This is a genomic window from Pseudochrobactrum asaccharolyticum (assembly GCF_003314995.1).
Taxonomy (GTDB): domain Bacteria; phylum Pseudomonadota; class Alphaproteobacteria; order Rhizobiales; family Rhizobiaceae; genus Pseudochrobactrum; species Pseudochrobactrum asaccharolyticum.
This window is the reverse complement of the sequence record NZ_QNRH01000007.1, coordinates 82,136-96,928: the sequence shown is the minus strand read 5'-3', so window position 1 is coordinate 96,928 and position 14,793 is coordinate 82,136. Positions and strand designations below refer to the sequence as shown.

The window sequence follows — 14,793 nt, the reverse complement described above, 5'->3', positions numbered from 1 at the left end:
ACATGTCTTATCTGATCCAGCCAATCGGCAAACTGTGTGAGCCGCCCAACAAAATCGTTTGCTTCAGCTATTGCCCCTTGGGCATGCATAAGGAAGTATTGCATCTCATCTGCCTTTTCAGGAAAGAGAGCCTGAAAGCGTTCAGCATGCTCATCCAGACTCGATGGCCAGCTTGCATCCGTTTCCGTGCGCAATATCTTTGTCGAACGAATAGCCTTGCGGGCAGCTTCGCGCCGCATTTTTTTGACAATGCTCGCGCTTCACATGCCTCTATCTTTTCCGCATAATTAACGAGCACCTGATGATAGTCACCATTCACAGCAAGCGCGAGCATTTCAGATGGTCTGAATGGCAAAATGTCGATGGTCAGATCCGGGCCATAAAGACAACGGCAATGATGTTTCAACCAATAACGCCACGCTATATCAACTTCGGGTGACATCATCTGCTTCAGAGAGCCAACATCAAAATCCACTTTAATAACAATAGGGTAATCTACCTCAAGTTGTTGCCGTATCTGCTCCAGCCTTGAATAATCTTCCAGCTGGGGAACATTGGTTAACAGCACTGTCAGATTGAGATCGGAATGTTTAGGTACAGCTGTGCCTCTTGATACACTGCCATAGACATAAACACTATGAACCAGATCGGCAGTGTACTGCTCGAAACGCGCCCAAACTGCCGACAGCAGCGGAAGAAATTCTGCCTGATACGCTACATTTTCAGGCACACATATCAAGCCATCAGCATCAATATTCATAAAACCTTCCGGTCATTATCTTGTCGGAACAAGCAGTCACATCTCATATGTTTTATTGGAAATTATTCCCATATATCCGGCACCAGCTTAATAAGAGCGCAGCCGCCGATCAACCTGAAGATCAATTCCAGCAGAACGATGTTACAAAAATCGCCACTTGATGCACCGTAATTAATAAATACAACTTTGCATGAATTTGGTTCTTTTTATATGTTTATACTTACAAAATATCCCGGTCAGATGCTGGCATGTGTAAAAATAAAGGGAATACCTTCCATTCCGCTCATGTTTGGGTATTATTGTTTTGCGCAATAATTTCCTGACGAGAGCATAAGGTAGCCAGCTATGTTTCAAGAGGCCTTTCAGAAAAGACTGATTATCATCAGTTGCCTGGTGCTGGCTGTTGCAGGTTTTGCAGCGGGAACGCAGATGAAATCATTCCGCTCTGCCAAAATGAAATCAACGCATGTCGAAGCCACCGTTCCGTCTCAAAAACACTCATAAATCTTTAGACAGAAATTCAAATAATCAGCACCATGACTGCTCCGGTAAACATTCCTCTTAAAGCCTCTTTTGGTGGCTGGAAATTTGCGCCTTGGTTTGCCTGGGGTTCCAACAACATGAAGCCCAAGCTGATATTGCACAGTGATGCAGTTGAGTTTCGTTTGTTCAGACTGCGTCGGAAGCCCTATACTGCAATCGCAAAAATCGACTACCGGTCTGCATGGCGGACAGAAAACATCGTGATCGAATTCAGCGATAGTGTCAGTACATTTATCGGCAATACCGGAAACCGTAACGTCACGAAAAACGCAATTCGTATGCTGCATAACAAAGGATGCCTGTTATCCGAAGCCGCCGCATCCCTTATAGCCGGCTCATAAAACCAAAAACCCCGCCATAAATGACGGGGTTATAACCGGCTCTATCCAGTATTCTGCTTACGGGCATTCCTGATCGCGCACAAAACGAGCCTTTACATAGCCACGCAATGTGCCATCTTCGTAAGAATAGCTGATCGGACACCAGCGCTGTCCCCACGCAATATTCTTTGGAGTGCACTCCCCTTTAAGGGCCAGCACACCATAATTATTTGCAGGAATAGAAATAACAATACGGCTTCTAGCTGATGGTTCTGCGCGAACATTCAAGACATCATTGGCAGCAACATTGACGATACGAAGACAACCGGGACCCGTTGTTGCATGAGCAGCTACAGGAAGCACGGCCAGAGCCAACGCGATCATTATAGTTTTTGATTTCATGTCTGATTTTCCGCAATTGATAATCATCAGTTCTTATATTATTTATCCGATGTACCTGAAATGAACAAATTTAGTCAAAGCAATAAAATTCATAAATTTTACGCACACCAAATATTATTTCATACCTACTTGTTCAGCCGAAAGTCTTTCCTGCAGCGCCGGGATTTGTGCTTCACTAAACACTTCAATGCCATGTTGAAGCAAAAGAGCAGATGTCACACCGGCAGCATTATGCTTATTACCTGCAAATGCACCATCATAAATAAACGCACTGCCACAAGACGGGCTTCCATCCGTTAAAAGTGCATATTTGCAGTCATTTTCAAGTGCCACTGCCAATGTAGCACGTGCGCCCTCTACATAAAGCTCCGTCACATCCCTGCCGGTTATCTCAACCACCCGTGCATTTTCTGACAACACATCATTACCGGAAAACCCGTTTGCGATTTCAGCAGGCGGGCGGGGAATGCTAAATCCTGCTGTCAATTCAGGACACACAGAGATAACTCTCTCCTCACGAATCCATTGCTCCAGAGCAGGATGCCCGGATTTCTTATCCGAACCATTATAGCGTACAGGCTTACCTAAGAGACAGGCGCTTACAAGAATTTTAGCAGTCATGGTGCCAGCCGTGCAAAATTGAATACTATTCAAATAACGGGCAAGCCCTCGTCAGTCCACCAAATTGCAACCAGCTGACACATATAAATTACAGCTCAGTTTACCATATTGCAGTTCTTTACACTGGTCTGTAACAGTGCACCTGTTGATTTCACTTCCGTAAATGCTCGAATAAAAATCAACGATTTTACACGAATATTGGCTTTGGCGTCCCGCACAGACGGTTCATGCGTTTTTTTCATATCACCGCTCGGCTGGTAATTTGCATAGCGCCATACTTCCCTTAAGAAACAGTTCTGGATCACACCATGCGAAGGGACTATGATTAATTCAAAATGCATAGGTAGTCTGGCACGAGATCATGAACATCCTTATTCAACAACCGCACCCCTCTATTGATAAAACATCTATTGAAAAATTGGTGGCACAGTTTTACGGGCGCGCCCGTGAAGATGAGCTCATTGGCCCGATTTTTGCGACAGCCGTACATGACTGGGATCATCATATTGCCCAGATTGCAGAATTTTGGGCAGCAATCATTCTTAAAACCGGCACCTATGGCGGGCGCCCGTTGCCACCGCATCTGAAGCTGGATCTGAAAGCGGAACATTTTGACCGCTGGCTCGACCTGTTTGCTCAGACAGCAAGAGAGATTTTTCCCGAAGATGCAGCTTTTTTGTTTATCGATCGCGCGCGTCGTATTGCCGACAGTTTTGAAATGGCAATTGCTACGCATTCCGGAACAATATCCCAACCACGTCACTCACGTCGTTCATTATCCTGAACAACACGGCTAACAAGTTAAGGCTTAAGCGAACAGGCTTAACTTTATAATACTAAAGTTGTATACTCAATTCAGGCTTCGCTTGAAGAGGAGAGCTATATGAGTGATTTAATTGCTTTTTTAGTGATCACAACTATAGGTCTCATTATTAGCAACAATGTTGTTGAGGCCGCATTTGCTTCTATATTCTGGTAACAAATTCTCGCGGCAAACACATTTAGCACTCATCCGTATTTTCACTATTTTATATAAATCTCTATTATTTTACAGACCTTACCTTTACTTCGTATAAATCTTAAATTTGCACATAATAACAATTTATTGTTAACTAATTTAGCCCCTAATAATTCGAAGTTACCTGCATCAGGTAGCCGGTTCATTATGCTGCTCTCTTGCAGATGAACTCCAGAACCAACTTATCGGGAAGCATTAAGCTTCTCGATTTTTTATAATCACTCTACTATTTTTCACTTCATATTGGCAGATCCTGCCTGTATGCATCAATTCATCATTCCGCTCATTTAAATAGTTCTGCTTTATTGCTCTATTGTGATCTGTTATTTAAGCAGCTTGCGCGAATATGAATTAAGATTATTGCATGATGAAAACAATACACACAGCACAAAACCGTCCAATCAGCTGGCATGAATGGGGTGCGCCGCAAGGCCGTCCGGTCATTATTTGTCCTGGTGCCGGAATGGCGGGCGCCCTGCCGTTCGGTGAAGATCATGCTCGTCAGTCAGACTTACGTATGATCTCTGTTGATCGTGCAGGCCTTGGCACTTCTGCGCCGGATACAGCCAAAAGTTTTGCCAGCTGGTGTGATGATATCCGGACCATCCTTGCCTATATTGGCGCTGAAACTGCCGATGTCATCGGTTTCTCACAAGGCGCACCTTTTGCGCTCGCGCTTGGCGCGAGCAATCTTGCACGCACTGTCTCTGTTGTTTCCGGTCAGGATGAACTGCGCCATCCTGCCATCTTCTCTTTGTTGCCGGAGCCTCTCGCAGCCATGGTTCAGCGGGCACAAAGTGATCCGGAAAAGCTGGAAGCTGAGATGACGGAATTCGCTACCGCAGACTGGCTATGGCACATGATTGAAACCATGAGCGGTGAACAGGATCGCCTGATCTATGCCAGCGAAGATTTTGCTCCTGCTTACAGAGCGGCATTGAATGCAGGCTTTCAACAGGGCGCTGCAGGCTATGCACGCGATACAATTCTGGCGATGGCGCCATGGCCATTCAAACTGGAAGACATCACCTGCCCTGTTTATCTCTGGTACGGACTAAAAGATACAAGCCCCGTGCATTCTCCGGACTTTGGCGTGTCACTTTCAAAGCGGATTAAAAATGCGCAATTGCATCACTTTGAAGATGACGGCAGCGCCATTTTATGGACCAAAGCCAATGAAATTTTAAGCAAATTAGTCTGAAAGATACAAACAAGGCTGTTTTGCTATCCTGATGCAGCTGGTCTATGAACTATCAAGCCAACTCCGCCTTCTGCAGAACTATATTCCGTTCAGACCAGCCCTCAATGATTGAAAGGTAGCCTGTCTATGGTTGCACAAACTGTTATCACAGAGCTACTGAACGGACAGGAATTGCGGGCTGCCGGCTTCATTGTCACGGTCTATGGCGATATTGTTCTGCCCAGAGGCGGTATTCTCTGGACAGGCTCACTGATTGAAATTTGCAATCGTGCAGGTTTGAGTGAATCCGTCGTCAGAACCGCTGTTTCACGCCTTGTCACTGCCCAACGCCTGAAAGGTGAACGCAACGGGCGGCGCAGCTATTATAATCTTGATGCTTCTGCCCAACAGGAGTTCGATCAGGCCGCAAAACTGCTTTATCAACCCGATACAGTTATCAATGGCTGGCAAATTATCTTTGCGCCTGACTTGTCTGATGCTGAAGCGTCGCGTCTGCGCATGGGGCGCATGGGAGCTTGCGTTTTTATCCGGCCGGATCGCGGACAGGCTTTGCCGGAGGGTGCTCAGGTTCTGCGCGCCGCAGATCCAGAGGATATGAACTGGCTGACACAGTTCTGGGACTTGTCCGCCCTGCATCAGCGTTATTGCGATCTGCTGACACGGTTTGAGCCCCTGCATAACAAGATCGCTCAACTTTCTGCCGAAGAAGCCATGATGGTACGGCTCTTACTGGTGCATGCCTATCGCGGTGTTTTATTACGCGACCCGCGACTGCCTGCAGCGGCTCTGCCTGCTGACTGGCAGGGACATAATGCCCGCGATCTGTTTCGCAGCCTGTATCTGGCACTGTCGCCAAAATCAGAAGTTTGGATTGCTTCACAATGCGAAGGTGTGGACGGTCTTCTGCCCGCAACAACCCCGCAAACTGCCGCCCGCCAACACGGACTTTCCTTGTCAGAACAAGGGTAAAATTTGTTTTGCTCCAAAACATTACAAGAATTCTAAAAAACTTCTTGCGTTGTAATGTTTGATGATCATATAATCCTGACCAATCGGTCGATGAATGAGGAGATTCACCGGCTTTTCAGGGTAGGAAAGGACAAGGCAATGCAAGATGCCTTTATCTGCGATGCAGTGCGTACTCCAATTGGTCGCTATGGCGGGGCGCTTGCCTCGGTACGTGCAGATGACCTTGCAGCATTGCCGCTCAAAGCTCTCGTTGAAAGAAATCCAAACGTAGACTGGTCTGCCGTTGATGACCTAATCTATGGTTGCGCCAATCAGGCCGGTGAGGACAACCGCAATGTCGGCCGCATGGCTGTTTTGCTTGCAGGCCTGCCGATCAGCGTTCCGGGCACCACCGTCAATCGTCTTTGCGGTTCCGGTATGGATGCCATTGGTATGGCTGCACGCGCCATCCGCTCCGGTGACTGCGATTTCGTTATCGCAGGCGGCGTTGAGAGCATGACACGCGCGCCCTTTGTGATGCCGAAGGCTGACAGCGCCTTTTCCCGCAACAATGCGGTTTATGACACCACCATCGGCTGGCGCTTTGTTAATCCGGCGATGAAAGCAAAGTTCGGCGTCGATACAATGCCGGAAACCGCTGACAACGTGGCTGCTGACTTTCATATCTCCCGTGAAGATCAGGATGCTTTTGCTGCACGCAGTCAGGCACGCTGGGCAAAAGCACAGGCTTCGGGCCTTTTCAAAGATGAAATCGCGCCGGTTACAATTACACCACGCCGTGGCGATCCGGTGATTTTTGCAGAAGACGAACATCCCCGCCCAAGCACGACCGCAGATGCCCTCTCCAAACTCAAAGCCATTAACGGCGTTGATCTGACTGTAACCGCAGGGAATGCCTCCGGCGTCAATGACGGTGCGGCAGCCCTGACCATTCTTTCCGGTCAGGCTGCGAAAGCACAGGGACTGACACCAAAGGCACGGATTGTTGCCATGGTCGCAGCCGGTGTTGAGCCGCGCATTATGGGTATCGGCCCATCGCCAGCAGCCAAAAAAGTTCTGGCACGCGCTGGCCTGACCATCGAGCAGATGGATGTGATTGAACTGAATGAAGCTTTTGCCAGTCAGGCATTGGCCACACTGCGTGATCTGGGTCTGCCGGATGATGCTGAGCATGTAAACCCGAATGGCGGAGCCATCGCAATCGGTCATCCTTTGGGCATGTCCGGTGCGCGTCTGGTTTCAACAGCGATGTATCAGTTGCATCGCACCGGCGGCCGCTATGCCTTGTGCACAATGTGCATCGGTGTCGGTCAGGGTATCGCCATGATTATCGAACGCGTCTGACCGGAAAGGACAGCCAGCTATGTATGCACAGCTTGTAACGTCTGAAGGTGCAAAAAACCGCGCCGAGATGAGCCCGCAGGAAATCGCTTTTCAGGAGCGTATCGACCGCGGTGAAAAGATCGAGCCGAAAGAATGGATGCCGGACGGCTATCGTAAGACGCTGATCCGCCAGATTGGCCAGCATGCCCATAGTGAAATTGTCGGACAGCTGCCTGAGGGCAACTGGATCACCCGCGCGCCGACACTGGAGCGCAAAGCGATCCTGCTTGCCAAGGTGCAGGATGAAGCCGGTCACGGTCTCTACCTCTATTCTGCCGCTGAAACTCTGGGCGTCTCACGCGATGATCTGCTTGAGCGCCTGCATGAAGGCCGGATGAAATATTCCTCCATCTTCAACTATCCGACACTGACATGGGCCGATATGGGCGCGGTTGGCTGGCTGGTTGACGGCGCGGCAATTATGAATCAGGTGCCGTTGCAGCGTACATCCTACGGCCCTTACAGCCGTGCGATGATCCGCATCTGTAAAGAGGAATCCTTCCATCAGCGTCAGGGTTATGCCGTGATGATGAAAATGGCTTCCGGCACACCTGCACAAAAACGCATGGCTCAGGATGCGCTGAACCGCATGTGGTATCCGTCATTGATGATGTTCGGCCCGTCCGACAAAGATTCCGTGCACTCCGTCCAGTCTATGGCCTGGAAGATCAAGATGAATACCAATGACGAACTGCGTCAGAAATTTGTCGATCAGACAGTTCCGCAGGCTGAATATCTTGGCCTGACAGTTCCCGATCCTGATCTGAAATGGAATGAAGAAAAAGGCGGTTACGACTTTACCGAGCCGGACTGGACTGAATTCTTCGATGTCATCAGCGGTAACGGCCCTTGTAATACGGACCGCCTCGGCGCCCGTGTCAAAGCATGGGACGATGGTGCCTGGTTCCGCGAAGCACTGGTTGCGCATGCTGACAAAGCTGCCAGCCGTTCTGCACGCGTTGCAGCCGAATAACAGCCCTCAAGATAAGGAAGAATAGCATGTCCAAAGAATGGCCGCTCTGGGAGATCTTTATCCGTGGTCAGCACGGGCTGAACCATCGTCATGTTGGCAGCCTGCACGCACCGGATGCTGCAATGGCGATCAATAATGCGCGTGATGTCTATACCCGCCGCAATGAAGGTGTTTCCATCTGGGCGGTGCGCTCGGATGATATCGTCGCCTCCAGCCCGTCGGAAAAAGGCCCGCTTTTCGAGCCTTCCAACAGCAAAGTCTATCGCCATCCGACATTCTTCGAGATTCCTGAAGAAGTAGGGAGCATGTAATGAGCGCTGCCCACGGTAAAACAGCGCCGGTACTGGATCGTGCAAGGCAGGAAGAAATCGTACGCAATGTGCGCCCTCCTGTGGAAGACAAGAGCGCACGTAATGTGACTTTTGAAACCCTGCTCCGTATTGGCGATAATACTCTGATCCTCGGTCATCGCATTTCAGAATGGTGCGGGCATTCCCCTGCACTGGAAGAAGATATCGCGCTGGCCAATGTGTCCCTCGACCTGATCGGTCAGACGCAGCTTTGGCTCGGTCTTGCCGGTGAAGTGGAAGGCAAGGGCCGCTCAGCTGATGATCTGGCTTTCCTGCGTGACGCATGGGACTTCAAAAATCTCCTGATCACCGAGCGCCCGAATGATGATTTCGGCTATACGCTGATGCGTCAGTTCCTGTTTGATGCCTTTCATCTGGAACTCTTGAAAGCGCTGAAAAAATCGTCTGATCAGCGCATTGCGGATATTGCAGAGAAATCCGCTAAGGAAGTTGCTTATCATCTGGAACGCTCCTCCGATCTGGTCATCCGTCTGGGTGACGGTACTGACGAAAGTCATCGCCGTATGCAGAAGGCTCTGGATGCGTTGTGGCCATATACAGGCGAGATGTTCCTCTCAGACGAGATCGACGAAGCAGCAGCCAAACAGGGTATTGCACCCGATCCGGCAGAGTTGCGCCCGATCTGGGAAAGCACAATTCGTGCGGTTCTTCATGAGGCAACGCTGCATATTCCCGACAGCACCTTTGCCCATAAAGGCGGCCGTCAGGGCATGCATACCGAACATCTGGGGCATATGCTGACACAGATGCAATGGTTGCAGCGCGCCTACCCTGGTGCGAGCTGGTAACCGCCATGGAGAACACTGCCCGTCCCTCTCTCGATCAAATCTGGGGCTGGCTTGCCGAGGTTCCCGATCCGGAAATCCCGGTTATCAGCCTGACAGATCTCGGCATCATCCGTGATGTTGCATGGCAGGAAGATGAGCTCGTTGTTACGGTTACGCCGACCTATAGTGGTTGTCCGGCTACGAACATCATCAATCTCGATATTGAAACGGCACTGCGGTCCAAAGGGATTGAACAACTCCGTCTGGAACGCAGGATCTCTCCCGCATGGACAACCGACTGGCTGAGCGAAGAAGGCCGCGAAAAGCTGCGTGCCTACGGCATTACCCCGCCTGTTGACGGTACTGCCGCAAATGGTGTGCTGCTTGACCGTGCCCGCAGTCTTTCAGGCGGCAATATAACCATCGCCTGCCCACGATGTTCGTCCACGCATACGGAAAAGATCAGCCAGTTCGGATCGACACCCTGTAAGGCCAGCTATCGCTGCAAAGATTGTCTGGAGCCTTTTGACTATTTCAAATGCATCTGAGGATGCGCAAGTTCTAGAGCGGTTTACGTTCATGTTGAATCGCAGTGCTCGCTCTAGATTCTTTTGTTTGTCGCATTATCCCGACGTCAAGTTGATCCAACTTGACTGTGAAATGCTCTAGGCCGGTTTTAAGAAAGATACCCAATGGCACGCTTTCATACCCTTAAAGTCACCGATATCCATCGCGATACCCGCGATGCTGTCGTTCTGACACTGACACCGCGTGATGAAGACCGCGAACTGTTTAACTTCACGCAGGGTCAATATCTGACCTTTCGCCGCGCTTTTGACGGCGAAGAACTGCGCCGCAGCTATTCCATCTGCGCCGGGCTGGATGACGGTGTTTTGCAGGTTGGTATCAAGCGCGTTGATGGCGGTGCCTTCAGTACATGGGCGAATGAAAATCTTTGCCTTGGTGATGAAGTTGAGGCCATGTCGCCGATGGGGCGTTTCTTTACGCCGATTACCGCGGACAGTGAAAAACAATATCTGGGTTTTGCGGGCGGTTCCGGCATCACTCCGTTGCTCTCGATCATCAAAACCACATTGGCACGTGAGCCTAAATCCCGCTTCACATTGATTTACGCCAATCGCCAGATCAGCTCGATCATGTTCCGCGAAGTGCTGGAAGACCTGAAAAACACCTATCTCGGCCGTTTTTCTGTCATTCACGTGTTGCAGCAGGAAGGTCAGGAAATTGATCTTTTTACCGGCCGTATTGATGAAGCCAAGCTGAAAGATATGTTCCGTATCTGGATCGATCCGACATCAATTGACACTGCCTTCATCTGCGGCCCCGAGCCGATGATGCTGAGCATTGCCGCAAGCCTTCGTGAACACGGTTTAAAAGACGAGCAGATCAAATTCGAACTCTTCGCCTCCGGCCAGCAAGGACGTGCCAAACAGCGCCCTGTTTCCAAACAGGCGGCGACTACCGGTGCCGGTGTGCAGGCGATGATTACTCTGGATGGTACGACCCGCAGCTTTGCAATGGAGCGCAACGGCCAGACAATTCTGGAAGCGGCGCTCGCCAACAATCTTGACGCACCCTACTCCTGTAAAGCCGGTGTCTGCTCGACCTGCCGCTGTAAAGTGCTTGAAGGCGAAGTCGAAATGGCCATCAACCACGCGCTGGAAGATTACGAAGTCCGCGCCGGTTATGTTCTGTCCTGTCAGGCGTCTGTGCTGAGCGACCGCGTTGTCGTCAGCTATGATGAATAAGAGGAACTGCCATGTCTGATACAATGAATATTGAAGACTATCTGGCAAAAGGCGGCGTTCTCTCCGCTCCGAACAATGTGCCTGCGCGCTATCGCGGCGAACTGATGCGGATGATGTCGAGCTTTGTCGACAGCGAACTGGCAGCTTCTGCAGGTTTTGCATCCTCGATCAATTTTGCGCCCGCTATTAAAGAGCGCATTGCCGCCAGCCGTATCACGCTGGAAAAAGCGGATCATGCCGAGCGTGTTCTCAATATCATGGGTGATTTCGGCACCGATAAACGCCGCTATCAGACCCAATATGACTGGGCAGCCCGTGTACCGCGCGACAGCGATCTCGGCACCACCCGTAAAGAGGGTGATATGCGGGTTTCGGTGTTTCACTACCCGATTATCAGCTGGACAGATGCCGTGGTGATGAATGTCCTGCAGGGTTTGGCAACCGGCGTTTTGATGACCGAGTTTACCCGCATTTCCTACGCCCCGCTGGCCGAGGTCTTCCGTGAGATTGCACCGCGCGAAACCCGCCATATGCAGCTTGGGCTAGAAGGTCTGACAAGCATTGTCCGCACCGATGCAGACCGGGAAGAAGCCGCAGCCAGTATCGCTTATTGGCGCCCGCGTGTTGCCGCCGGTTTTGGCGATCCGCAATCCGGTCGTTTTGAAATTCTGGCGCGTTTTGGATTGCGCCATAGCCCCAATAGCGCCCTGCTCAGCCGCTGGCGGAGTGAATGCAGCGCAATTTTGACCCCGCTCGGTCTTTGACAGCAGCGCTCAGACAGCGCCCCCGATAAAGAATTTGGAAGGATATGCAATGAGCCATACGGCTGTTCAACCACGCCGCCTTGAAAGCTATGTCTACGGAAGCTGGGTCACCGGCACCAAACAAGGACAGACACTTTTGGATGCAGCCACCGGTGAACCGGTAGCGCTTATTGATTCAACAGGCGTGAATTTCGCTGATACGCTGGATTATGGCCGCAAAGTTGCTGGTCCGAAACTGCGGAATATGACCTTTCATGAGCGTGCCCAACTTTTAAAAGAGCTGGGTCTGGCGCTGATGGCACAGAAAGAAGAATTCTACACGGAAAGCCTGCGTACCGGCGCCACCCGCAGTGACGGCTGGGTCGATATTGAAGGCGGCATCGGCACTATGCTCGCTTATTCGTCCAAAGGACGGCGTGAATTGCCAAACGCCCGCGTTCTGGCTGAGGGTGACATTGAGCAGCTCTCCCGTGACGGCAGCTTTATCGGTCAGCATATCCTCACCCCTATGGAAGGCGTTGCAGTGCATATCAATGCCTACAACTTTCCGATCTGGGGTATGCTGGAAAAAATCGCACCGACACTGATTGCCGGTGTGCCTTGCCTTGTCAAACCTGCCAGCCAGACCGCTTATCTTACTGAACTGATGGTACGCCGTATCATCGAAACCGGTATTCTGCCCGAAGGTGCATTACAGCTGATCTGCGGCTCGGTCGGCGATCTGCTTGACCATGTCACAGAGCAGGACGTGGTAACTTTCACCGGCTCAGCCAGCACCGGCCGCATGTTGAAAAACCATTCTGCTATTGTTGCCAATTCAGTTCGCTTCACAATGGAAGCAGATAGTCTCAATGCGGCGATCCTTGGCCCTGATGCCAAAGCAGGCACCGAAGAATTTGACCTGTTTGTCAAAGAAGTCTGCCGCGAAATGACCTCCAAGGCGGGTCAGAAATGCACAGCCATCCGCCGTGTGATTGCTCCCCGCTCCCAAACGGATGCCCTGATCGCTGCCCTGCGCGAACGTCTGGGTAAAACTGCCGTCGGTTTGCCTCAGGATGAGGCTGTCCGTATGGGCGCTTTGGCGAGCCTTGATCAGCGCGTGGAAGTCCGCGACCGTATCCGCACCTTGCAGAAAGGTGCTGAAATCGTTGCCGGTGATCCGGATGTGATCAATATTGCCTCCGGCGATGCGGAAAAAGGTGCATTCCTCAATCCGGTTCTGCTTTATGCAGACAAGCCTTTTGAGGCCGAAGCCATTCATGATGTAGAGGCTTTCGGCCCTGTATCAACTGTTATGGCCTATGATGATCTGGATGAGGCCATTGCACTTGCCCGCAAAGGCAAAGGTTCGCTGGTCTCCTCGGTCTTTACCAATGATCCGGCAACCGCTGAGAAAACTGTGCTGGGCGTTGCGCCATGGCATGGCCGTGTGCTGATCGGCAACCGTGAGACCGCCAAGACCTCAACCGGCCACGGCTCCCCTCTGGCCGGTCTGATCCATGGCGGCCCGGGTCGCGCAGGCGGCGGCGAGGAAATGGGCGGTATTCGTGGCGTCAAACATTTCATGCAACGTACAGCCGTTCAGGGTTCGCCGACCCTGCTTTCCGCTGTCACCGGCCGCTGGATTGAAGGTGCACCGGCAAAACAGGACGAGCATCCGTTCCGTAAATCGCTGGCAGAACTTAAAATCGGTGATCAGCTGATTACTGACAAGCGCACCATCACTCTGGAAGATGTAGAGCATTTTGCCCATTTCACCGGCGATACCTTCTACGCCCATATGGACAGTGAAGCTGCTAAAGCCAATCCGTTCTTTGATGATCGTGTAGCTCATGGCTATCTGATTGCAAGTTTTGCGGCAGGTCTCTTTGTTCATCCGGATGCAGGGCCGGTTCTGGCCAATTACGGCGTGGATAATCTGCGTTTCCTCGTGCCGGTCTATTTCGGCGATACATTGCAGGTGCGCCTGACCTGTAAGGAAATTAATCCGCGCCTCAATGCACAGCATGGTGAAGTGCGTTGGGATTGCTGTGTCACCAACCAGCGCGGTGACGTAGTTGCACAATATGATGTGCTGACCATGGTTGCAAAATCATGGCCGCTGCCTGAAGCGGCTCAATGAGCCACGTTTACGCCTGAGACGGTATTATCTTCGTGATTGATCCTGCTGCCTTCGTTCATGCGGAGGCAGTTGTGATCGGGGATGTTCATAGCGGCCCGGCAGCCTATGTCGGACCCGTATGTGCTCTGCGCGGTGATTTCAGTATTTATTATAAAATATCGGCCGCTTCCGCCGGAGCGAAACAGCTTTAACGAACAGCTTTGATCCCTTCGAGGATCAACGTCGTGGCCACATCGGCATAATCTTCACGGGTAATTTTGCCACCGTCTTTAAACCACATATAGACCCAGTTGATCATGCCAAACAGTGACATGGTCACAGGGGTCAGCAGCGGCCGCTCCGCATTATCCAGCTCCGGATTAATCTCGCGCAGCACCCGCGAAAACCGCTTCACAATCCGTCTTTCAATCGCATAAATCTGATTGCGCTGCTCTTCAGGCAGTGCCCATGCGGCATTCAGCTGAACCTTATGCTGGTTATCAGCACCTTTATAACATTCAAGCACGGTACCAACCAACTGGCGCAGACGTTTGCGCGGATCAAGCGCCTCATCATCTGCTTCTTCAATCGCCGCAACCAGGTCTTCCAGATGCGTGGTGATAATCGCGAAAATCAACTCATCTTTGCTCGGATAATAATGATAAAGCAGGGATTTCGACACTTTAGCATGATTGGCTATCAATGACATTGATGCTTTTTCCATACCCAAATCGGCAAAAACTTCTGCAGCGCTGATCAGCAAACCGCGTTGTTTCTCTTCAAAATCAGTGGCTCTGGTTCGAGACATAGTGCCCCCTTATTATCGTATAA

16 protein-coding genes are annotated in these 14,793 nt (G+C 50.9%); 12 read left to right on the top strand and 4 right to left on the bottom strand.

Annotated features, from left to right (window positions below; translation table 11 throughout):
• Window positions 1–67: 67 nt before the first annotated feature.
• Window positions 68–760, bottom strand: coding sequence for a nucleotidyltransferase domain-containing protein (locus tag DFR47_RS16470; protein WP_113945513.1), 693 nt, complete (start codon window positions 758–760; stop codon window positions 68–70).
• 536 nt (window positions 761–1,296) lie between these two features.
• Between DFR47_RS16470 and DFR47_RS16465 the strand changes: the two genes are divergently transcribed.
• The gene (locus DFR47_RS16465) at window positions 1,297–1,644 is read left to right on the top strand and encodes a hypothetical protein (protein ID WP_113945512.1); all 348 of its coding nucleotides are present in this window, start codon (window positions 1,297–1,299) and stop codon (window positions 1,642–1,644) included.
• A 57-nt stretch (window positions 1,645–1,701) separates the two neighbouring features.
• Here the strand turns inward: DFR47_RS16465 and DFR47_RS16460 are convergent, their stop codons facing one another.
• Together DFR47_RS16460 and DFR47_RS16455 are read right to left on the bottom strand one after the other, a co-directional pair.
• On the bottom strand, window positions 1,702–2,025 hold the full coding sequence (locus tag DFR47_RS16460) for an SH3 domain-containing protein (protein ID WP_147245590.1): 324 nt from the start codon (window positions 2,023–2,025) through the stop codon (window positions 1,702–1,704).
• A 114-nt stretch (window positions 2,026–2,139) separates the two neighbouring features.
• Window positions 2,140–2,646 (bottom strand): 2-thiouracil desulfurase family protein, encoded by a 507-nt coding sequence (locus DFR47_RS16455; RefSeq protein WP_113945510.1) that lies wholly within the window; start codon window positions 2,644–2,646, stop codon window positions 2,140–2,142.
• Between the two features lie 361 nt (window positions 2,647–3,007).
• Between DFR47_RS16455 and DFR47_RS16445 the strand changes: the two genes are divergently transcribed.
• The 11 genes from DFR47_RS16445 to paaZ all read left to right on the top strand — a co-directional run bounded on the left by DFR47_RS16445 (window position 3,008) and on the right by paaZ (window position 13,983).
• Window positions 3,008–3,430 carry a group III truncated hemoglobin gene (locus DFR47_RS16445; protein ID WP_113945508.1) on the top strand — a complete coding sequence of 141 codons (423 nt, stop codon included), beginning with the start codon at window positions 3,008–3,010 and terminating at the stop codon, window positions 3,428–3,430.
• A gap of 598 nt (window positions 3,431–4,028) precedes the next feature.
• A complete protein-coding gene (locus DFR47_RS16440) occupies window positions 4,029–4,865 on the top strand; it encodes an alpha/beta fold hydrolase (protein WP_113945507.1) in 837 nt (278 codons plus the stop codon).
• Window positions 4,866–4,991: 126 nt separating this feature from the next.
• Window positions 4,992–5,834 carry a PaaX family transcriptional regulator C-terminal domain-containing protein gene (locus tag DFR47_RS16435; RefSeq protein ID WP_113945506.1) on the top strand — a complete coding sequence of 281 codons (843 nt, stop codon included), beginning with the start codon at window positions 4,992–4,994 and terminating at the stop codon, window positions 5,832–5,834.
• Between the two features lie 138 nt (window positions 5,835–5,972).
• Window positions 5,973–7,178: a 3-oxoadipyl-CoA thiolase gene (gene pcaF / locus DFR47_RS16430; RefSeq protein WP_113945505.1), complete on the top strand. Its 1,206-nt coding sequence runs from the start codon at window positions 5,973–5,975 to the stop codon at window positions 7,176–7,178.
• A 19-nt stretch (window positions 7,179–7,197) separates the two neighbouring features.
• A complete protein-coding gene (gene paaA, locus DFR47_RS16425; protein ID WP_113945504.1) occupies window positions 7,198–8,190 on the top strand; it encodes a 1,2-phenylacetyl-CoA epoxidase subunit PaaA in 993 nt (330 codons plus the stop codon).
• Between the two features lie 26 nt (window positions 8,191–8,216).
• The gene (gene paaB, locus DFR47_RS16420) at window positions 8,217–8,501 is read left to right on the top strand and encodes a 1,2-phenylacetyl-CoA epoxidase subunit PaaB (RefSeq protein ID WP_113945503.1); all 285 of its coding nucleotides are present in this window, start codon (window positions 8,217–8,219) and stop codon (window positions 8,499–8,501) included.
• Window positions 8,501–9,349 carry a 1,2-phenylacetyl-CoA epoxidase subunit PaaC gene (paaC, locus tag DFR47_RS16415; RefSeq protein WP_113945502.1) on the top strand — a complete coding sequence of 283 codons (849 nt, stop codon included), beginning with the start codon at window positions 8,501–8,503 and terminating at the stop codon, window positions 9,347–9,349. Before paaB ends, paaC begins: the two co-directional genes overlap by 1 nt.
• Window positions 9,350–9,354: 5 nt before the next feature.
• Window positions 9,355–9,876 (top strand): 1,2-phenylacetyl-CoA epoxidase subunit PaaD, encoded by a 522-nt coding sequence (gene paaD, locus DFR47_RS16410; protein WP_113945501.1) that lies wholly within the window; start codon window positions 9,355–9,357, stop codon window positions 9,874–9,876.
• A gap of 144 nt (window positions 9,877–10,020) precedes the next feature.
• Window positions 10,021–11,097, top strand: coding sequence for a 2Fe-2S iron-sulfur cluster-binding protein (locus DFR47_RS16405; RefSeq protein WP_113945500.1), 1,077 nt, complete (start codon window positions 10,021–10,023; stop codon window positions 11,095–11,097).
• Between the two features lie 11 nt (window positions 11,098–11,108).
• Window positions 11,109–11,861, top strand: coding sequence for a Phenylacetic acid catabolic protein (locus DFR47_RS16400; RefSeq protein ID WP_113945499.1), 753 nt, complete (start codon window positions 11,109–11,111; stop codon window positions 11,859–11,861).
• Between the two features lie 49 nt (window positions 11,862–11,910).
• Entirely contained in the window at window positions 11,911–13,983 is a 2,073-nt protein-coding gene (gene paaZ, locus DFR47_RS16395) for a phenylacetic acid degradation bifunctional protein PaaZ (protein ID WP_113945498.1), read from the top strand.
• A 187-nt stretch (window positions 13,984–14,170) separates the two neighbouring features.
• On the opposite strand, the gene DFR47_RS16390 is transcribed toward paaZ, so the two are convergent.
• Window positions 14,171–14,770, bottom strand: a complete 600-nt coding sequence (locus DFR47_RS16390) for a TetR/AcrR family transcriptional regulator (RefSeq protein ID WP_113945497.1) — start codon at window positions 14,768–14,770, stop codon at window positions 14,171–14,173.
• Between the last annotated feature and the right edge of the window lie 23 nt (window positions 14,771–14,793).

What these genes read in the sequence shown, in the direction of transcription:
- DFR47_RS16470 (WP_113945513.1), bottom strand. Translation starts at nt 760, where the DNA reads ATGAATATTGATGCTGATGGCTTGATATGTGTGCCTGAAAATGTAGCG.
- DFR47_RS16465 (WP_113945512.1), top strand. Translation starts at nt 1,297, where the DNA reads ATGACTGCTCCGGTAAACATTCCTCTTAAAGCCTCTTTTGGTGGCTGG.
- DFR47_RS16460 (WP_147245590.1), bottom strand. Translation starts at nt 2,025, where the DNA reads ATGAAATCAAAAACTATAATGATCGCGTTGGCTCTGGCCGTGCTTCCT.
- DFR47_RS16455 (WP_113945510.1), bottom strand. Translation starts at nt 2,646, where the DNA reads ATGACTGCTAAAATTCTTGTAAGCGCCTGTCTCTTAGGTAAGCCTGTA.
- DFR47_RS16445 (WP_113945508.1), top strand. Translation starts at nt 3,008, where the DNA reads ATGAACATCCTTATTCAACAACCGCACCCCTCTATTGATAAAACATCT.
- DFR47_RS16440 (WP_113945507.1), top strand. Translation starts at nt 4,029, where the DNA reads ATGATGAAAACAATACACACAGCACAAAACCGTCCAATCAGCTGGCAT.
- DFR47_RS16435 (WP_113945506.1), top strand. Translation starts at nt 4,992, where the DNA reads ATGGTTGCACAAACTGTTATCACAGAGCTACTGAACGGACAGGAATTG.
- pcaF (WP_113945505.1), top strand. Translation starts at nt 5,973, where the DNA reads ATGCAAGATGCCTTTATCTGCGATGCAGTGCGTACTCCAATTGGTCGC.
- paaA (WP_113945504.1), top strand. Translation starts at nt 7,198, where the DNA reads ATGTATGCACAGCTTGTAACGTCTGAAGGTGCAAAAAACCGCGCCGAG.
- paaB (WP_113945503.1), top strand. Translation starts at nt 8,217, where the DNA reads ATGTCCAAAGAATGGCCGCTCTGGGAGATCTTTATCCGTGGTCAGCAC.
- paaC (WP_113945502.1), top strand. Translation starts at nt 8,501, where the DNA reads ATGAGCGCTGCCCACGGTAAAACAGCGCCGGTACTGGATCGTGCAAGG.
- paaD (WP_113945501.1), top strand. Translation starts at nt 9,355, where the DNA reads ATGGAGAACACTGCCCGTCCCTCTCTCGATCAAATCTGGGGCTGGCTT.
- DFR47_RS16405 (WP_113945500.1), top strand. Translation starts at nt 10,021, where the DNA reads ATGGCACGCTTTCATACCCTTAAAGTCACCGATATCCATCGCGATACC.
- DFR47_RS16400 (WP_113945499.1), top strand. Translation starts at nt 11,109, where the DNA reads ATGTCTGATACAATGAATATTGAAGACTATCTGGCAAAAGGCGGCGTT.
- paaZ (WP_113945498.1), top strand. Translation starts at nt 11,911, where the DNA reads ATGAGCCATACGGCTGTTCAACCACGCCGCCTTGAAAGCTATGTCTAC.
- DFR47_RS16390 (WP_113945497.1), bottom strand. Translation starts at nt 14,770, where the DNA reads ATGTCTCGAACCAGAGCCACTGATTTTGAAGAGAAACAACGCGGTTTG.